12 protein-coding genes are annotated in these 18,626 nt (G+C 71.7%); 7 read left to right on the plus strand and 5 right to left on the minus strand.

Going from position 1 to position 18,626, the window contains the following annotated elements; genetic code table 11:
• Positions 1–191 precede the first annotated feature (191 nt).
• The 5 genes from WME97_RS28865 (at position 192) to WME97_RS28885 (ending at position 6,111) form a co-directional block, all read left to right on the plus strand.
• Positions 192–1,424, plus strand: a complete 1,233-nt coding sequence (locus tag WME97_RS28865; RefSeq protein WP_437542092.1) for a PAS domain-containing protein — start codon at positions 192–194, stop codon at positions 1,422–1,424.
• Positions 1,425–1,544: 120 nt separating this feature from the next.
• Positions 1,545–2,642 (plus strand): fibrinogen-like YCDxxxxGGGW domain-containing protein, encoded by a 1,098-nt coding sequence (locus WME97_RS28870; protein WP_437542094.1) that lies wholly within the window; start codon positions 1,545–1,547, stop codon positions 2,640–2,642.
• Between the two features lie 95 nt (positions 2,643–2,737).
• Entirely contained in the window at positions 2,738–3,259 is a 522-nt protein-coding gene (locus WME97_RS28875) for a hypothetical protein (protein WP_437542095.1), read from the plus strand.
• Positions 3,260–3,285: 26 nt separating this feature from the next.
• Positions 3,286–3,924 carry a hypothetical protein gene (locus tag WME97_RS28880; protein ID WP_437542096.1) on the plus strand — a complete coding sequence of 213 codons (639 nt, stop codon included), beginning with the start codon at positions 3,286–3,288 and terminating at the stop codon, positions 3,922–3,924.
• Positions 3,925–4,035: 111 nt separating this feature from the next.
• Positions 4,036–6,111, plus strand: a complete 2,076-nt coding sequence (locus tag WME97_RS28885; RefSeq protein ID WP_437542098.1) for a protein kinase domain-containing protein — start codon at positions 4,036–4,038, stop codon at positions 6,109–6,111.
• A gap of 69 nt (positions 6,112–6,180) precedes the next feature.
• Here the strand turns inward: WME97_RS28885 and WME97_RS28890 are convergent, their stop codons facing one another.
• The 4 genes from WME97_RS28890 to WME97_RS28905 form a co-directional block, all read right to left on the minus strand.
• Positions 6,181–6,792, minus strand: coding sequence for a DUF4276 family protein (locus WME97_RS28890; protein WP_437542100.1), 612 nt, complete (start codon positions 6,790–6,792; stop codon positions 6,181–6,183).
• Between the two features lie 3 nt (positions 6,793–6,795).
• On the minus strand, positions 6,796–7,938 hold the full coding sequence (locus WME97_RS28895; RefSeq protein WP_437542102.1) for an AAA family ATPase: 1,143 nt from the start codon (positions 7,936–7,938) through the stop codon (positions 6,796–6,798).
• Positions 7,939–8,540: 602 nt separating this feature from the next.
• The gene (locus tag WME97_RS28900; RefSeq protein WP_437542104.1) at positions 8,541–9,455 is read right to left on the minus strand and encodes a hypothetical protein; all 915 of its coding nucleotides are present in this window, start codon (positions 9,453–9,455) and stop codon (positions 8,541–8,543) included.
• A gap of 202 nt (positions 9,456–9,657) precedes the next feature.
• Positions 9,658–13,539 (minus strand): protein kinase domain-containing protein, encoded by a 3,882-nt coding sequence (locus WME97_RS28905; RefSeq protein ID WP_437542106.1) that lies wholly within the window; start codon positions 13,537–13,539, stop codon positions 9,658–9,660.
• Positions 13,540–13,744: 205 nt separating this feature from the next.
• On the opposite strand from WME97_RS28905, the gene WME97_RS28910 reads away from it, so the two are divergent.
• The gene (locus tag WME97_RS28910) at positions 13,745–15,304 is read left to right on the plus strand and encodes a serine/threonine-protein kinase (RefSeq protein ID WP_437542108.1); all 1,560 of its coding nucleotides are present in this window, start codon (positions 13,745–13,747) and stop codon (positions 15,302–15,304) included.
• A 45-nt stretch (positions 15,305–15,349) separates the two neighbouring features.
• Here the strand turns inward: WME97_RS28910 and WME97_RS28915 are convergent, their stop codons facing one another.
• The gene (locus tag WME97_RS28915) at positions 15,350–16,420 is read right to left on the minus strand and encodes a class I SAM-dependent methyltransferase (RefSeq protein WP_437542110.1); all 1,071 of its coding nucleotides are present in this window, start codon (positions 16,418–16,420) and stop codon (positions 15,350–15,352) included.
• A 177-nt stretch (positions 16,421–16,597) separates the two neighbouring features.
• On the opposite strand from WME97_RS28915, the gene cysS reads away from it, so the two are divergent.
• Positions 16,598–18,136 carry a cysteine--tRNA ligase gene (cysS, locus tag WME97_RS28920; RefSeq protein WP_437542112.1) on the plus strand — a complete coding sequence of 513 codons (1,539 nt, stop codon included), beginning with the start codon at positions 16,598–16,600 and terminating at the stop codon, positions 18,134–18,136.
• Positions 18,137–18,626 lie beyond the last annotated feature (490 nt).

Consider the following 18,626-nt stretch of genomic DNA (forward strand, 5'->3'; position numbering starts at 1 on the left):
CCTCTGGCGCAGCCGGCCCAGCACGCCCGCTAACCAGCCTCCCGATACCCTTGACACATAAGCCGTTCTCGTGGACAAGCAGGCTTCGACGCGCGGGGAGGTCGACGTCGCGCCGCCTGGGGATTGCGCGTGCGCGCTCTGGCCAGGCGGCGCGCGAGGCGCTCGCCGGCGTTCGGACAGGAGAATCGCTGATGGCGGGCGGCCTCGACGGCGGGCGCGCTCCGCCTGCCCGCGAGGGGGACGACATGGGCTTGAGCTATGAACGACTTTTCCAGGTCTCGTCTGGACTCCTGGCCACCGCCGACGCGCGTGGCTACTTCCGTGATCTGAGCTCTTCCTGGGAGCATGCCCTCGGCTGGTCCCTCGACGAGCTCAGGGCAAGGCCCTACATCGAGCTCGTCCACCCCGACGACCGCGAGGCCACGCTCGCCGAGGCCGCCGCGCTCTTCCAGGGTCGCGCGAACGGCCGGTTCGACAACCGTTATGTGTGCAAGGACGGCTCGTACCGCTGGCTCGGCTGGACCGCCCGGGTGGACATGGACGAAGCGCCCTCCGAGCGCCTCATGGTCGCCACGGCGCTCGACCTGACGAGCGACCGGGAGCGGGCGGCGCAGCTCACGCAGGCGACGGAGCTGACCACGGTCTACGAGAAGCTGTTCCGGGTGTCCGTGGGCCTGCTCGTGACCCTGGACGCAGAGGGGTACTTCCGCCACGCCAACCCGGCCTGGGAGCGCACCCTCGGCTGGGCCCCCTCGGAGATGATCTCGAAGCCGTTCATCGAGTTCGTCCACCCCGACGACCGGGAGGCCACGCTCGCCGAGGCCGCCGCGCTCTTCCAGGGCCACACGACCATCAAGTTCGACAACCGGTACGCGTGCAAGGACGGCTCGTACAGGTGGCTCGCGTGGACCGCTCACCTGGACGCGGCGGAGGAGCCGTCGCGCCGCCTCGTCTATGGCACCGCCCACGACGTCACGCCGTACAGGGAGCTGCTCGACAAGCTCGAGCGGACGCTCGCGCGGCTCCGCGACACGATGCAGGCGATGTCGACGCCGCTCATCCCGATCACCGATCGCATCATGGTCATGCCCCTCGTGGGCCAGATGGACGCGGAGCGGATCGATCAGGTGATGTCGGCCGCGCTCGCTGGAGTCCAGTCCACCCAGGCTCAGGCGGTCATCCTCGACGTGACAGGGCTCAGGGAAATCGACACGCGGGTCGCCGCCGGGCTCGTCGACACCGCGAGGGCGCTGCAGCTGCTCGGCGCAAGGACGATCCTGACCGGCATCCGGCCAGCGGTGGCGCAGACGCTCGTCGGGCTCTCGCTCGACCTGGCGGGCCTCCTGACCAAGAGCACGCTCCAGAGCGCCATCGCCTTTGCGCTGCAAAGCGACCAGGGCGCGCCACGGGCCCTCGCCCAATAAAAGCGTCGAAAACGTGCCGGCGTGCAGCGGCGGAGCGGCCGAGCGCGCGGGGCGGATGCGCGCGCCGGGGGGCCTGGTGTATAAGGCCGCGTGGCGTGTGTTCGTGTCCCCGGAGGTCGCATGTCGCTCGGCCAAGGTTCGGTCGCAGGAGCCTGCTGCGCGGCCATCGCGCTGCTCACCGCCGTGTCGGCCTGCTCGACCAGGGTGCGGAGGTTCGGAGACGACGACGCCGGAGGCGGCGGGAGCGCCTCGGCGTCGAGCGCCGGCGGCGGCTCGGCCGGGAGCGCCGGCGAGGGCGGCTCTGCCTCGAGCGCCGGCGGCGGCTCTGCGTCGAGCGGCGGGAGCGGGTGCGAGCCCGGCCGCCAGGAGGCCTGTTACGGTGGTCCGCCCGCCACGTTGAACCGCGGAGCCTGCCGCGCCGGCGTGAAGATCTGCGACGAGGGAGGGAACGGGTTCGGCCCGTGCGCCGGAGAGGTGCTGCCCGCGCCCGAGCGCTGCGACACCGCCGAGGACGAGGACTGCGACGGCGCGAGCAACAAGGGGTGCACCTACCGCCGGTGCGCCGACGTCCCCCGCGGCCTGCCGAGCGGCGTGTACACCCTCGATCTGGACGGAGCCGGCGGAGATCCCGAGTTCCCCGTGGTGTGCGATCTGGAGACGGACGGAGGAGGGTGGGCGCTCGTCTACAACAGCGTCGGTTCGGCGGAGGGAACGACGCTGTCGTTCTGGGACATCCCGTACGCCGAGCGGCTCGGAACCAAGGGCGAGCCGGCGCTCGAGCGGAACTTCTACAGGGGCTCCCTCTACCTCGTCGGCCGGGAGTACCGCGACGAGATCGCGGATATCAATGGCACCGTCGCGGAGGTCCTGCGGGCGACCGCCGAGGGCATCGACACGACGACCATGAAGCTCCTCCGCCCCCTGCACGTCTCCGGGGACGCCGACGTCTTCTTCTCCCATTTCCTCTCGGGGTGGTCGTCGGGCGATCACGACGGCGACACGGCCCCCGATAATAACTGCGCCATCGCAGCCCTGAACGTCACGCAGCACTACGCGCAGTGCTGGGAATACAACCTCGGCGCTGACGGGGACGCGCCGTTCGACGACGGCGGCTGGGGTCCCCACCTCGGCACGCACATCGCGGATCAGGCCCGGCTCGCGAACGACAATACGCGGTATACCCGGGTGCGGCGAATCTCTCGCTGGACACGGTGGTGAGCCGGGCCCTCAGGCATACCTCCGCGCGTACCCCTGCGCGTACCTTCGCGGATTTCGTGACAATTTCCGGGAGGCTCGGGTATGCTGCCCCGGCCATGCGCTTCTATGCACTGACTTTTTTGACGCTCTTCGCGAGCCTCTGCCTGGCGAGCTGCTGGAACAACGGCGGCTGCGTGGAGGGCGACGCGTGCGAGTGCTCCCAGGGTGACGAGTGTTACCTCGGCTGCGACGGTGACGATTGCGACCAGCGCTGCTTCCAGATGAATCGCTGCGGCGCCGTCTGCGAGCACGGGTGCTCGTTCGAGTGCTTCGACGTCGACGAGTGCTCGGCTTCCTGCGGAGACGACTGCGATCTGCGGTGCCATAACACGACGGCGTGCGGGGCCATCTGCGATCGCGACTGCCGGTACGAGTGCCACGACACGAGCCGGTGCGGCGTCAGCGTCGGCTCGGGCAGCGTCGTGACCTGCCGGAACGTGGCGACCTGCGAGGTCGAGTGCCGGGGCTCATGCGAGGTGTTCTGCGACAACGTGGGCGGCGAGTGCCGCGTCACCTGCCCCGGCGGCGAGGCTGCGGTCATGTGCCCGAACGGCTCGCGCTCGTGCGGCGGATGCTGAGGAGACCGAGACCGATGCAGAGAGCGATGACATCGCAGCTTCGCGCGCCGCGCCTCATGGCCGCCGCGCTCTCGTTCGCGGCGCTGACGATCGGGTGGACCGAGGTCGGCGAGGCGCAGATGACGATCAAGCGCCCCGGCGATCGCCCCGACTACAAGGTCGAGCTGGAGCCGCACCTCCTCCTCACGCCGTTCGAGCCGCTCGGCGGCCCCGGCGCCGGGAACGGCCTTGGCGCCGGGATGCGCGTCACCATCGACATCGCGCCCGACGGCTTCATCAAGCGCATCAACGACTCGGTCGGGATCGGCTTTGGCCTTGACGGCATCCACTACGGAGGGGACGGGGACTACCGCGGCGAGTGCACCCGCTTCGAGAACGGGCCCGCGGGCACGCGTGTCTGCACCGAGGTCGACCGGTACGGGGGGCCCTCGGACTACGTGTTCGGCTCGGTCGTGATGCAGTGGAACTTCTGGCTTCACCGGAAGTGGTCGGTCTTCGGCGAGCCGGGGCTGTCGCTGTATCTCGGCGACGTGGGCCGCAACGGGGTCTTCGGGGTCTCACCGGCCCTGTTCGTCGGCGGGCGCTTCCACTTCACGGAGAACGTGACGCTCACGATGCGGCTCGGATACCCCGCGTTCTCGGTGGGCGTCTCGTTCCTCCTGTGAATTTCGCGCGCTCGCGGACGCCCGCGTCGCGCGCCCCCGCGCCCCTCCCGCGCGTAGAGCGCCTCCTCACCGCTTCCCCGCGACGCCGGCCGACCTGATATCCTGCGCCGCATGCCGGAGACGCCGCGATCCGAAGAGACGCTCGGCTCGGCCTTGGTCGAGGACCTCACCGTCCCGAGGCTCGGCGCGCCGGCCGCGCAGCCCATGGAGGAGCTCTCGAGCTCGGCGCTCACCGAGGACATCGAGGCGATCGAGGCGGCGGCGGCCGGGAGCGCGGGCGGCGACCCGCTGATCGGGAGCCTGATCTCGGGGCGCTACCGCGTCCACGAGCTCATCGGGGAGGGCGGGATGGGCGCCGTCTACCGCGGCGAGCAGGTGCACCTCCGCAAGCAGGTCGCGATCAAGCTGCTCCGGCCCCTCGCCCGGCGGATGCCGGAGCTCGTGGTGCGGTTCGAGCGCGAGGCCGTCGCGGGAGCGCACATCCGGCACCCGAACGTCGTCGCCGCCATCGATTTCGGTCAGCTGGACGACGCGTCGTTCTTCCTCGTCCTCGAGTACGTCGAGGGCACGCCGCTCAAGGAGGCGATCTCGGGGGGACGGCTCCCGCCCGCGCGGGCGCTCCGCATCGCGCGTCAGATCGCGTCGGCGCTCGCGGCGGCGCACGAGAAGGGCATCGTCCACCGCGACGTGAAGCCCCAGAACGTCCTGCTCGACGCGCACGATCAGGTCAGGCTCATCGATTTCGGGCTCGCGAAGGTGAACGTCGATCTCCTGTCCAGCCAGAGCCGCAAGACGGCGACGCCGAGCCCCGCCCTGACCAGCGCCGGCGAGGTCTTCGGCACGCTCGCGTACCTCGCGCCGGAGGCGCTGCGCGGGATGGACGCGGTGGACGCGCGCGCGGATCTGTACGCGCTCGGGCTCGTGCTCTACGAGATGCTCACCGGACAGCACCCCTTCGACACGAAGAACGTTGTGGAGCGGCTCAAGCAGCAGGGGCCGGGAGGGCCGCCGGCCCTCCGCGCGCGCGCTCCGGATCTGGAGGTGCCCTACGAGGTCCAGCAGGCCGTGATGCGGCTCATGGAGCACGATCCGTCGTTCCGCTTCCAGACGGCGGCCGACGCCATCGCGGCGCTCGATGAGGGGCTCGCGGCGATCGCTCGCTCGGCGGCGGCGCCGCCGCCGGCAGGGGGCGGGATCACCGCGGCTGGGCAGGCCCCGTCGGGCGGGAGCATCGCGGCGAGCGGGGGCGCCGTGGCGGGAGCAGGCGCGAGCACCGCGGCGGGTGCGAGCACCGCGGCGGGTCAGGCCATGGCGGGCGGAGCCAACGCGGCGGGCGGGGCCGCCGAGCAGGCTGCGAAGGCGGCGCCCAGGGAGCAGGCGCCGTCTGCCTGGCCGGGGCCCCGGGCGACCTTGCTCGCGCGCGCGCACCGCCGGCCCACGGCCTCGGCGCGCTGGGTGCCCCTCGCGGCGGCGCTCTCGGCCCTGGCGGCGCTCGCGATCGGCGTCGCGCTCTGGCTCGTCGTCCGGCGGCCCGCGGCGACCACGGAGGCGTCGGCCGTCGCCTCTGTCGAGCCCCCGCCGGCGCCGGCGGCGCCGCCCCCTCCCGCGTCGGCGAGCGCGGCGCCCGAGGACGACGCCCGCAGTACCCCGAGCCCGCGCGCGCAGCTCAGCCGGGCGGTGGCGACCAGGAACTGGATGCTCGGGGCGCGGTCGCTGCTGGCCCTCGCCGAGGCCGATCCGGAGCTCGCCCTGAGCCGGGGCCTGCGCGAAGAGGTGCTCTCCACCGTGGCGGGCATCGGGTTCGAGGAAGACAACCCGGCAGCGGACGAGGTCTTCGACCTGCTCACGAACCGGCTCGGCAGCGGCGGGCTGGACGTGCTGCTCGACCTCGTGCGCGCGCGCGGAGGCACCAAGGCGGCCCGGCGCGCCAGCGAGATCCTCGCCCGGCCCGACGTGATGGCGCGCGCGACCCCCGCGCTCCGCGTCCTCTTCGCGTTCCGCAAGGCCAGCTGCAACGGAAAGCGAGCGCTCTTCGGCCGCGCCGCGGCCGAGGGGGACGAGCGCATGCTCTTCGAGCTCCAGGTGCTGCACGGAGCGCGGTGCAGGCGGACCGATCCGTGCTGCTTCCGCGACGACAAGGCGATCGCCGACGCGATTCAGCAGCTGAAGACGCGCCTCGGGACATAGCGAGTCCGCGCGGCGAGCGCCCCGAGCGGCTCGCCGGCGATCTCGCCGCGCCGCGGGGCGCCCCCCTCGTCATGCCGGCTTCGGGCCGTTGCGGACCGCTGACTCGAAGCGAGCAAAGCTCGGGCTGCGCCGCAGCTCTTGCACCGAGTGCACCGAGAGCCGCTGTGCGATCTCCTCGGAGACACGGGCCGTGTAGATCCCTCCCGGCCCCTCCTTGAGCAGGTGGATCAGGTGTAGCTTGGGGTTCACGATCTCGTCAGGCTGGCTGGTGTCGACGTTCCCGAGATCCCGCCCGAGGTAATCACGGAGCGACGCCGCACAGGCGAAGAACCAGGCTTCGAGGTGCCACTTCGCCGCGACGGCAAGGATGGGGACCGGAACGCGATGCACCGCCGCCCTTGCCTTCAAGTCCTCCTCGAACCGAGCCACGACATCCTGCGGGTCCTTCGCATCAGCGTCGAGCAGGATGACAAACTTGTCAGGTCGGTCGGTCGGCGGCTTCTCGTACCACGCGCTGAGGAGGAGTTTGCATGCATTCTCGCCGGTGATGGCCCGGTTGCGCGAGGGCGTTCGGATCGGTTCGTCGACGAGAATGCCCTGCTCGCCGAGGTGTCGCAGGAGGTGTGGCAAGGCGAGCCGCTCGGTTTCTCCCGAAGCAATGACGACGACCCGCTTGGCCATGGATCAGGCTCCGAACCCCTTGGTCTCGTAGAACTCTCCCAGTCCGAAACCGGACGCATCCAGCGCTTCGTCTACCGCCTCCGGGTGCTGCTCGCGCTCGATCGTGGTGCCGTCCGGCGTACGCCGGACGACGGCGACCTCCTCGGGCTTGGGCAAGCAGTCGAGCAACAACGGAGAGTGGGTGGTGACCAGGATCTGCACGCGCTCGCTCGCGTCTCGGAGGTACGCGGCGAAGGCCCTGAGCGCCGAGGGATGTACATGGTTCTCCGGCTCCTCGACCCCCACGAGGCTCGCGTCCGCCTCGCCGAAGAGCGCGGTCATCATGGCGAGGATCCGGAGCGTGCCGCTCGACGCGCCTACCTGGTGCACGTTGTAGGAAAGACCGGGCTCGCGCTGGACAAAGTAGACGCGCCCGTCGATGTCCGACACCCGGAGGTCGAGCTGCTCCGGCACGCCGAGCACCCGGCGCGTGGCCATGACGATCCGGTTGAATGCTTCGCCGCCGTCCGGGCCCTTCTGCAGCGCATAGAGCCGCGCGGCAAGGTTGCGCCCGAACGTGTCGAGCCGGTCGGCGTCCGACACGTTCGAGGCGCGCCGCAGGAGCGGCGGGCTCGGATCGAAGAACCCCCATCGCTGAACGAACGCGCCGAGGCGCCTCGCCGGAAACGACTCGTCCGCGCTGGCAACGGCGAGGGCGCAGGCGGCCGGCGCGAGCGTCAGGCTGACCTGGTTGCTCTTGGCCTGGCTCGAATACCACCATGCCTTGCCAGCGTTGGCCTCGAGCAAGTGGCTTGGTGGCTTCCCCTCATGGATCTGATAGAGGCGCTCCCACGTCGCAAAGCCGCCGCTCACGCGCCGGAGGCCCACGGTCCACGCGTAACGGTCCCCCTCCTCCTCGTAGTGCGTCTCGAGGGAGATCTCGCCGGCGGCTTCGCCTTTCCAGGCGAGGTGCATGATCCCGCCGCGGTCAGCGACGCTGTCGGTGAAGTCCTTGGCCCTGATGCCCTCCGACAGGAAGCGGAGCGCGTCGACGACGTTGCTCTTGCCGCTCGCGTTGGTGCCGATGAGCACGTTCAGACCGCCGAACGAGGTGTCGACGTGCTTGAGGCTGCGATAGCGGTCTGCTCGGAGGGTCGTCAGCTTCATGGATGGCTCGCCGGCGCGCGTTGCCGGCGTACGTTATGCTCGTTTTCCCGCTCGGGCAAGGGTCGCCACGGCATCGCGCTCGGGGCCGGAACGGAGGCGGCGAGGGCTGCATGCCGAGGTGGCGCGCTCGCCCACGCGCAGCGCCAAGCGTCAGATCCGCAGGCGCATGCCCGCAGACCTCGAGACGGAGGCCGCCGGCAGATCCCGGATGGCTCGCGCGCCGTGCGGACAGGCGCAGCGGCCCCTTCTCGGTCGGGGTCGAGCACGCGGCGATGTCCAGGAACGAAAAGCGCTTGAACGAGCCGCCGGTCTCCCCTGTAATCTGTGCCTTCGGGGGATGGAGAAAGGCGAGCCCCTCCCCTGAGCGCCGCCTCGGTCTGAAGGGATATCGTCCCAGCGTGGTTCGCCGCCCAGCGTCCGCCCTCCTGCCGAGCCGGATGCCTTCCCGCCGCTGCCCGGCCCCGCTTGGCGCTCGCTGGCTCCTGCCGTTCCCAGCTCGGACGCGACCAGTCCGCTGACGTTCCCAGCCCGGACGCAGGGTGTCCCTCGCCGTCCCCAGCGGGGCCGGCCGCGCGCCGCGCGCCGGGATCGGCCAGAGCAGGTCAGAGCAGGCCGCAGCCGTCGTAGAGCGGCAGGAGATCGCTGTCGCGCACCTCGCTCCGGATCGTCTCCGAGTAGCTCGGCCCGAGCAGCGGCCCCAGGAGCGGCCCGAGCAGCGGCAGCGTGTGGCACGTCTGGTTGCCGGAGAAGTCCTCCAGGCAGGTCAGGTCGCAGAGCCCCAGGAAGGCGATACCGCACGTCGGCACGTGGCCGCAGAGCCGCTCCAGCGAGAGGAGGCTGAGATCGAGCGGGCAGCTCAGCGAGAGCGCCGAGAGCTGCCCGGTGAGATCGGGATCGATGCAGGCATACCCGGCGATGGTCCCGGAAAGGAACGCGTTCCCGTACATCGTGGCGTCATTGACGACGAACTCCGTGTAGGGCTCCTCGTTCAAGGGGCCATCAAGGGCCGGGTGGTTGCCCTGCAGCAAGATATCGACATGCTCGCCGGTGCCGTTCAGGTGCTGGAAGATGCAGGCCGAGACCCAGCGCTGCTCGGAGGGGGTGAGCGCACGCTCGGTCCATTCGGGCGCGAACCCGAAGGAGCCGTGGAACTCGCGGCCGTCCGGACCATAGACGACCTGGTCAGAGGACAGCGCGCAGCGCACTGTGTAGTCGAGCACGCTCTTTCCGCCGGAGGTGCCGAGCAGCGCCGTCGGGGCCACGACGTCGTCGGCGCTGGCGAGCGCCCGCTGGCCGAGCGCGCGGAACGCCGTGCGGTTCGCCGGCGCCCAGAAGTCGCTGGGGAGCAGGCCGTTGCATCCGATGGGCACCGCAGCGCGCCGTATTGGCAGCTCCGCCGTCTCGACGAGGTCGGTGTCGGACGGGGCGTCGGGGTCGGTATCCGACGAGGCGGCGCATCCCGCCGTGAACACACCGGCGCCCAGGAGACCAACTGCAATGAAACGGGTCGATGACATTCGGCTCTCCTCCGAGGTGGTCGCGCAGCCAGGCACAGGGCCAGGTTCAGACATCGACCAGCAATATCGATCTTTCTTAAATTGGCAGTCTCCCATCTTCGAGGAAGCCGCGCAATGCTGAAAATCGGTATACGGTGGTTGTGTGAAAGTACGGACTCGCCCGAGCACGACGCGGAATAAACCCTATCGCGACAGGCTCCCATCAGTCCGGCACGGGTGGATGAGCGTCCGGAGCCCGCGATCTCTCCGCCTCGGCCAACCCGCGCTCCAGCTCGATGAAGCGGGACAGCCACAGGGGGCTCTCCCGGCGGTGCTCCCGCGCGCTCGCGAGCGCGTCCTCCGCCTCACGCAGGTGTCCGCGACGGAGCGCCATGCGAGCACGCCAGTAAAGGAACATCAGCGTCTGCTCGGCGATCGACTGTTCTTTCACCAGCCGGATCGCTTCGCCCCACGCGAGAGACGACGGAGGTGCCGGCCGGAGCCCGACCTCGGAGAGCACGAGCTCGAGCAAGCTGAACTCCGTGAGGTCGCCCGGCTCGAGGGCGCAGGATCGCTGGATCCACTGGACGAGCTGGCTGGCCTGCTCGTACTCGTCGAGCGCGAGGTGGATCTGCGCGAGCAGCATCGCCGTCTGGGGCATCGGGCGCTCGGACGCCTGCTCTTCCAGCCACCGGGCGCGCCGCAGGAGCGCGAGCGCCTCGCGCTGCCTGTCGCTCCAGTGGAGCAGCACCGCGACGTTGTACGACGCCATCTTCTCCAGCCACGGATTGCCGATCTCGCGCGCGAGATCGACGGCGCGGCGCAGGTCGCCGACCGCGCCCGGCAGCGACCACCGCCAGGCCCACAGCGCGATGCGGTTGATGTACGCCCCGCAGAGGTGAAACCGATCGCCGGCCGCCGTGACCAGGGCGATCAGATCCTCGGAGGCGCGCTCGGCCTCGTCGCGGCGACCCGCGCTCGCGAGCTGGAACGACAGCATGATCAGGGCAGGGACGCGCGCGTCGTAGTCTCCCGACGCCGCGGCGCGCTCGGCGCACGCGGTGAGCTCCGCGATGGCCTCCTCGGTCCTCCCCCGCCGCCACGCGGTGCGGGCCTCGGCGACCCGGAGGCGCAGCGCGAGTTCGGGAGAGCCCTGCGCGTCGACGAGCGGCCGCGCCTCCTCCACCCGGCGCGCCGAGGCCTCGAACTCGAAGGCCCAGTCGAGCACGGTCGCGTCCTCGAGCAGCAGGCTCGCCCTCGCCTGCGCGTCGCCGAGCGCCTCGGCCAGCGCGAGCGCGTCGCCGAAATCGCTGCGCGCCTCCCGGACGCGGCACATCCGGTACCGGCTCCTGCCGCGGCCCGCGAGCGCGCGCGCGCGCCGGGGCGCGTCGCCCTGCTCGGCGATCTGGAGCGCGGCGTCGTAGCGCCGATCCGCCTCGACGGCGTCGTGCCGCGCGGACGCGAGATCGCCGAGCGCGAGGTAGGCGTCGGCCGCCTCGGCGCGCTCGCCGCACACGGCCGCGTGGCGCGCGAGCGCGCGGAGGCCGTCGGTCGAGCCGGCCGCCACCTGCGCCCGCCAGTACGCGAGGGCGCTCCGGTGGATCGCGGCGCGGTGCGCCGGGTCGAGCATCTCGTAGACCGCCTCCTGGAGGACCGCGTTCTGGAACGCGTGCCGGTCGTCCACGCCGCCGCCGCGGCCCTCTCCGTCGCGCAGCAGGATCCGCCGCTCGACCAGGGCCGCGAGCCCGAAGCCCGCGTCGACCATCGCTCCGGCGCCGCCCGCGCGCTCCAGGCCGTCCAGCACCGCCTCGAGCTCGGCGCGATCGAACGACATGCCGAGCGCCGAGCAGACCCGGGCGCAGGTCGCGAGCTCCGGCGGCAGATCGTCGAGCCTCTGCGCCGCGAGCCATTGCCACGCCGGCGCGGGCGGCAGCGCCTCGACCTCCGCGGTCGCCACGTACGAGCCGCCGCCGGCGCGCCGGCGCACGACGCCCGCCCGCTTGAGCGACCGGACGATCTGCCGCAGGCAATCCGGGTTGCCGCCCGCCCAGTCGGCCAGCCGGCGGAGGATCTCCGCCGGCGGGTACTCGGCCGGCAAGAGCAGGCGCGAGGCGAGATCCATCGCCGCCTCCTCCGCGAGGGGCGCGAGCGTCACGCGGGTGTGGCGCTGGTTGCGCTGACCCCAGCTGGGACGGGCCTGCTCGAAGCGAGGGCGCGCGGTCACGACCACCCAGAGGGGGGTGCCCTCGCCGTCGAGCGTTGCGTACTCGAGCGCGTCGAGCAGCACGTCGTCCGCCTGGTCGGCGTCGTCGAGGATCACGGCGAGGGGGCCGCGGCGCGCCCCGCGGCGGAGCGCCTCGGCGAGCGCCAGCATCAGGCCGTTGCGGGCCTCCCCGGACAGGCGCCCCCCGCGGGGCCCGGCCCAGCCGAGCGCCGCGGCGACGGCCTCCCACGTCGCGCCGCCGAGCGTCTCGCCGAGCCGCTCCACGCAGAACTGCCGCGGGTCTCCGGGGCTCTCCCTCGGCGCGTCGAGCGCGACGCAGAGGAGCGCGCGCACGGCCTGCGCGGCGCCGCCGTGGATGGGGTGGAGCGCGCGCGCGGCCACCACGCGCGCGTCCGGGACCGGCACGCCGGCGATGCTGGCCGCCTCGGCCGCGAGGCGCGTCTTGCCCAGACCGGCGTCGCCGATGAGCGTGAACAGGCCGGGGCACGTCCCGTCGAAGGCGTCGGTCGCGCTGGCCGCGAGCGCCGAGAGCACGTCGTCGCGGCCGAGCAGCGCCGGCTCGCGCAGGCTCTCCGGGTCGCCCGGCGGCGTGGGGGCGAGCTCGTCGTCGGGCAGCGCGCGCTCGAACTCCTCGGTCATCGCGAGCCCGCCCCAGGGCTCGGCCGGCAACCACGCCTCGGGGCGCTCGACCGGCGCGCCGTAGGCGGCGTGCAGCCCGCCGGCGATCCTGCGCAGGCGCACGCTGGCGAGGTGCAGCGCCACGCGCACGCCGCCGCTCAGCGCGAGATCGCGCGCCGCGGCCAGCGCTGCGCGGGCTGGATCGTCGACGTCCCTCGCGGAGAACACGGCGAGGCAGCGCTGCCCCCGCTGCCGCGCGACGAACCCCCGGCGGCCGCCGATCGCCGCGATCACCGGCCCGGCGCCGCCCTCCGCGAAGAGCAGCGCGACCGGCTGCCGCCCCTCGGCGACGGCCGCCGCGGCGCCGTCGTCCTGCCGCTGCGATCGCGGCGCGGAGGGAGGCGGGATCGAGTCGGCTCGAGGCCGCGCGCGCAAGGCGTGCAGGGTCAGCCGGAGCGCGGCGGCGCTGTCCGGGCGGCGGCTCGGGTCCTTGGCGAGGCAGGCGAGCGTCAGCGCCTCCAGCCCCTCGGGGACGTCCGCGAAATCGCTCGGGCGCGGGGGGCGCAGCGCCAGGTGGCCGTGCTCGACGGCCGTCTCGCCGCCGACGAACGGCGGGCGCAGGGTGAGCAGCTCGAACAGGATCACGCCGAACGCATAGATGTCCGCGCGCGCGTCGATCCGCGCGGCGTCGCCCCGGAGCTGCTCCGGAGCCATGTACTCCGGCGTCCCCACGATGTCGCCGGCGCGCGTCACGCCGGCGGACACCGCCGGCGGCTCGCTGCCTTCGGCGAGCCGCGCCAGACCGAAGTCGAGCAGCACCGCGCGCCCGCTCGAGCCGAGGAGGAAGAGGTTCTCCGGCTTGAGATCGCGATGGATGACGCCGCGCGCGTGCGCCGCCTCGATCACGGCGAGGATCGCGTCCGCGCGCCCGGCGGCGAGCTCCGGATCGAGCGGCCCGCGCAGCGCCGCCAGCTCCTCGGCGAGGGTCTGGCCGAAGAGCCTCTCCATCACGAGATAGGGCCGCCCCCCGGGGAGCTCACCGCAGGCGACGAGCCGCGGAGCGTGCGGCACGCCGACGCGCTCGAGCAGCGCGGCCTCCCGCCGGAACCGCTCGCGCAGGTTCCACGCCGCGTGCCTCCCTACCTTGATGGCGACAGGCGCTCCATCGCAGTCCTGCTGCGCGCCCCAGACGTCGGAGAAGCCGCCATGTCCGAGCGGACCGAGCAGCGAGAAGCCCTCGATCACGGGCGCCGCGCGCTCCACGGTGTCAGGCTCACCAGGCGGCGGGATAAAGCCATCTCTGACACACGGAGCGCCAGCGGCGAGCCGCCCGTGACATACAGAGCAACGGTGCATGATTCGGGTTGCTTGCCGGCAGCCGGGGTCGCATTCGATACCGGCTTACGCGTACTGTACTGCGCGGGCTCAGCAGTTGTCATTGAGGAAGTAAGCGGCTGTCGCATATCCCATGAAGAACCCTGGCCAGAACGATGAGCCTTTCCCTGCCGCGCCCGCGCCGCCGGCCGACGTCCCCGCGGCGGGCGAGCCGCCGCTCGTCACGTCGCGGACATGGAAACAACACACGCCCGACACGCGCGATCGCGAGGGCGCGGGTCCTGGCGCCCCGCGGGCCGCGGCGCTGCGGGCAGGCGAGTACCTCCTCGACGGCGTCATCGCCGAGGGTGGGTTCGGCGTCGTGCACCGCGCGGTGCACGCGACGAGCAAGGCGCCGGCGGCGGTCAAGATCATGCACGCCGACCTGATCTCGCGCGCCGACGTGGTGCTCCGCTTCCAGCGGGAGGTGGACGCGATCGGGCGGATCCGGCACCCGAACGTCGTGGAGATCCTCGACGTGGGGCGGCTCGACGACGGGCGGCCCTACTACGCGATGGAGCTCCTTCAGGGCAAGAGCCTCGAGCAGCACCTGTTCGCGCGCGGCCGGCTCCCGGCGGACGAGGCGCTCGCGATCCTCGATCCGCTCTGCAGCGCGCTCGCCGCGGTCCACGCGCTCGGGATCATCCACCGCGACGTGAAGCCTTCCAACGTGATCCTGTGCGAGCAGGGCGGGGAGCTCAGGGTGGTGCTGCTCGACTTCGGCATCGCGAAGCTGCTCGGCGCGACGGATCTCTCGCTCACGTCGTCACGGCACATCGTGGGGACCCCGGCGTTCATGTCGCCCGAGCAGCTCCTCAACCGGCCTGTCGACATGCGGACCGACGTCTACGCGCTCGGCGCGCTGCTCTACACGATGATCGCGGGATCCATGCCGTTCCTGGCGACCACGTACCCGGTGCTGCGCCACCTGCACCTGCACCAGGCGCCGCCCCGCCCGAGCCTGCACGCGCCGGTCGACCCGGCGTTCGACGATATCGTCGTGCGGGCCATGAGCAAGGATCCCGCCGGCCGCCACCCGGACGTCGCCGCGTTCCTGGGCGACGTGCGGGCCGCGACGGCGCGGATCGCGCGGACCGGCGCGGTGGAGGCGGGGCACATCCGGCGCCTCGCCATCGGGCTGCTCGTCGAGGTCCTCGCCGAGAGCCGCGCGCTCGAGGCCCCCACCGACGCCTTCCTGGCCGAGTTCGAGGCCGTGGTCCCGAACGCCGTGGCAACGCTCGCGCCCTCGGGGTTCTCGCCGCTCGCGATCACGAGCACCAGCGTGCTGCTCGCGGCGCCCTTTCAGCGCGGCGAGCACGGCACCGAGGAGGCGCGCCACCGCGCGATCGCGGCCGCCGTCGCGCTGCACACGCGGCTCGCCGGGCCGGGCCAGCGCGATCCCAGGATCAGCGTCCGCTTCTGCCTCCACGCCGGCGACGTGGTGCTCACCGAGGACGGCGTCCTGGTGGGCGGGAACCTCCTCGAGCTCTCCTCGTGCCTCCCGGAGGCGGCGGAGCCGGGCGTGTACGCGTCGCCGGCGATGCTCGATGGCGTCGCCTTCTTGTCCCACCGGGTCTCGGGCGCCGCCGGCGCCACGATCCCGATGCGCCGCGTGTTCGTGCGGCCGCCGGGCCGCGCCGCGGCGCCCGCGTAGCGCCCCGGCGCTCGCGATCGCCGCGAGCGCCGGGCGCAGGATGGGTCAGCGGGCGGGCTTGACGAACTTGAGGGTCATGCGGTCGCTCTCGCCGATCGCGGCGTAGCGCGCGCGGTCCTTGTCGCCGAGCCGGAAGTTCGGCGGCAAGGTCCAGACCCCTTCCGGGTAGTCTTTCGTGTCCTTCGGATTCGCGTTGACCTCGGACTTGCCGCCGAGCTTGAAGCCCGCCGACTCGACCTTCTGGATCACCCACGCTTCCGGGAGGTATCCCTGCTTCGCGCTCTCATCGGGGTTGGCGTCGGGCTTCGCCCGGTGCGCCACGAGGCCGAAGACGCCGCCCGGCTTGAGCGCCTTGAACGCCTCGGCGACGTAGGCGTCGAACTTGCCGTTCCGGTGCCAGCCGTGCGCCTCGCGAATGGCGATGACGAGGTCGGCCTTGCCCTCGATCCCGAGCTTCGGGTTGTCGCGATCGATCACGACGACATCGACCTTGCCGAACAGCTCGGGCGACTTCTCGATCATGTGCTTCACGCGCTTGCCATAGAGCGTGTTGCGCGAGTCCGCGGGGCCGTTCGGATCGAACGCCGTGATGATGAGCTTGCCCTTCTTCGCGAGCACCGGCGCGAGCAGCTCGGTGTACCAGCCCTCGCCGGCCCCGAGCTCGATGACCGTGCTCGTCTGCTTGAGGCCGAAGAACTCCAGGTTCTCGACCGGGTGCCGGGCGGCGTCGCGCTCGGCGTTGCCCGGGGCGCGGTGCTTCCCCTTGAGCGCCGCCCGCAGCGCGGCGCCCGCGCTCGGGTAATTGGCCGCGATGAGCGCCTTGACCTCGGCCTTGAGCGCGTCGTCGAACCGCGCCGCCTCCGTCGCGGCCTTGGCCTCCATGGCCTTCGTGTCCTCGGCGAGCTTGGCGAGCTCCGCCTGCTTCTTCTCGGCTTCCGGGTCCGCCTTGGGCGGCGTCGCCGCCTCGGGCTGCGCGGCCGGCGCGGCGGCCGGCGGCGCCGGCGCGGGGGCCGGCGGCGGGGGCGGCGGGGCGCTCTCGACGGGCGGCGGGCTCCCCGCGCAGGCGGAGAGCGCGCCAGCGAGGACGAACAGCAAGGTCCTTGAAGTGATGTGCATGCGCTGCTGCGTAGACCGGAGGGAGGACGGGCGCAAGACGTGGGCAGACGAGGCACGACGAGGCAAGACACCGCGAAACCACAGGGAAAACCGGCGAGGTTCCGCGTTGACCGGGCGGCGGGGCCAGGGTAGCGTACGCGGCCCCGGGGGGTGCTCGCACACTCACGCAGGTGGCCGATGCCGCTCAAGGTTCATAACACGCTCACGAGGAAGAAGGAGCCTTTCGTCTCCGCCAGGCCGAAGGTCGTGCGCATCTACACGTGCGGTCTCACGGTCTACGCCCCGATGCACATCGGCCATGCGCGCACCTACTGCTTCTGGGACGTCTTCCGCCGCTACCTCGAGTACCGCGGCTATCATGTGCTGAGCATCATCAACTACACGGACATCGACGATCGCATCATGCAGCGCGCGAGCGAGCGCGAGGGCGCCGTCGACGTCGCCGAGCGGAACATCGCGGCGTTCCGGCGCGACTGCCGCAAGCTCCACATCAAGGACTACGCCGTCTACACGCGCGCCACCGATTTCGTCGACGAGCAGGTCGACATGGCGAAGCGCCTGATCGAGAAGGGCCACGCCTACACGGTGAACGGCGAGGTCTTCTACGAGGTCGGCACGTGGGCGTCCTACGGTGAGCTCTCGGGGCGCAAGGTCGACGAGCAGGAGGTCGGGGCGAGCGGCCGCGTCGAGGAGGACTTCGCCCGGAAGAGGCACCCGGCGGACTTCAGCCTCTGGAAGCCGACAGGCGCGGGCCAGCCGAGCTGGCGCACCGGCGAGGAGGGGTGGCCGACCGGGCGCCCCGGCTGGCACATCGAGTGCTCGGCGATGAGCACGGCGCTCCTGGGCGACCATTTCGACGTCCACGGGGGCGGCATCGACAACATGTTCCCTCACCACGAGAACGAGATCGCGCAGAGCGAGCCGCTCTGCGGGCGGCCCTGGGTGCGCTACTGGCTGCACCCGGAGCACCTCGATCTCAAGGACATGAAGATGTCGAAGAGCCTCGGGAACGTCATCTCCATCGAGGAGCTCCTGTCGAGGCACGGCCACGACGAGGCGCGGTGGTTCTTCGTGACGCAGCATTACCGTTGCAAGCTCCCGTTCGGCTGGGAGCTGCTGCAGCAGTCCGCTCAGGGCTATGCGCGCATCAAGAAGCTCGCGACGGTCCTCGCCGAGAAGCTGAGCGGCGCGCCGGAGGCGCCCCTCGCCCCGGGCGCGTACGCATCGCAGCGACCCGAGGAAGAGCGATTCCCGAGGATGCGCCACCACTACGTTCACGGCCAGTTCGGTGAGCTCACCGAGCGGTTCATCGCGCGCTTCATCGAGGCGATGGACGACGATCTGAACACGCCGAACGCCGTGGCTGCATTTTTCGATTACGTGAGCGCGCTCTATTCGGCGGGGATCGAGCAGTGTGAGGATCGCCCCTCGATGCTCGCGGTCTACCGGGCGATCGTGCGTCACCTCGCGGTCTTCGGGGTGGAGATCGCCGAGCCGGCGCTCTATCCGGAGCTCGTCCCGGACTATGCGCTCGCCCCTGCCGAGGGCGCTGCTGGGCGCGGGGGTGACGCCGCGATCGACCGGCTGATCGCGATGCGCCAGGAGGCCCGGAAGGCGAAGGACTTCGCCAAGGCGGACGCCATCCGCAACCTGCTGACCGAGGCAGGTGTCGTGCTCGAAGACACTCCCCGTGGCCCCCGCTGGTCCTCCTCCTGAGAAGCTCTCCCGCTTCGGATACGGGCCCATCTCGACGTTTTCGGTGCTCGGCGTACCAGAGTACGCCTCCGCGCCGAAAACGCCGATCTGGGCCCGTCTCCTGTGCGGGAGAGCTCCGCTAACGCTTGTATCAGAGCTCGGAGAACGAGCGGAGAGGATCGCGCGGCGGAAACTTGCCGGGAGCGGCGCGGCGGAGGGCGCGGGCTGGAAACGGCTGTAGCCCGGGATTCGGCCACGGACACCGCCGCGGCGCCAGAGGACGGCGCGCTCCTGCCATCACAACACGGGATGTCCGCGGCCCGCCTCATAGGCCGCAACCCGCTTCCTTATAGTCCGCGGCCCGCCTCCTTATAGGTCACGGCTACCTCCTTATAGAGAGATGTCGGCATAGCGCGACGGCGGCGCGGCGAGATGCGCGGAGGAGGCGGCGCGGCGCGGCATATAGAAGCGGCGCAATGGATGACCGCGAGACGGCCGGGCTGCGGTCGGG

Source organism: Sorangium sp. So ce367 (assembly GCF_051520455.1).
GTDB lineage: Bacteria > Myxococcota_A > Polyangia > Polyangiales > Polyangiaceae > Sorangium > Sorangium cellulosum_B.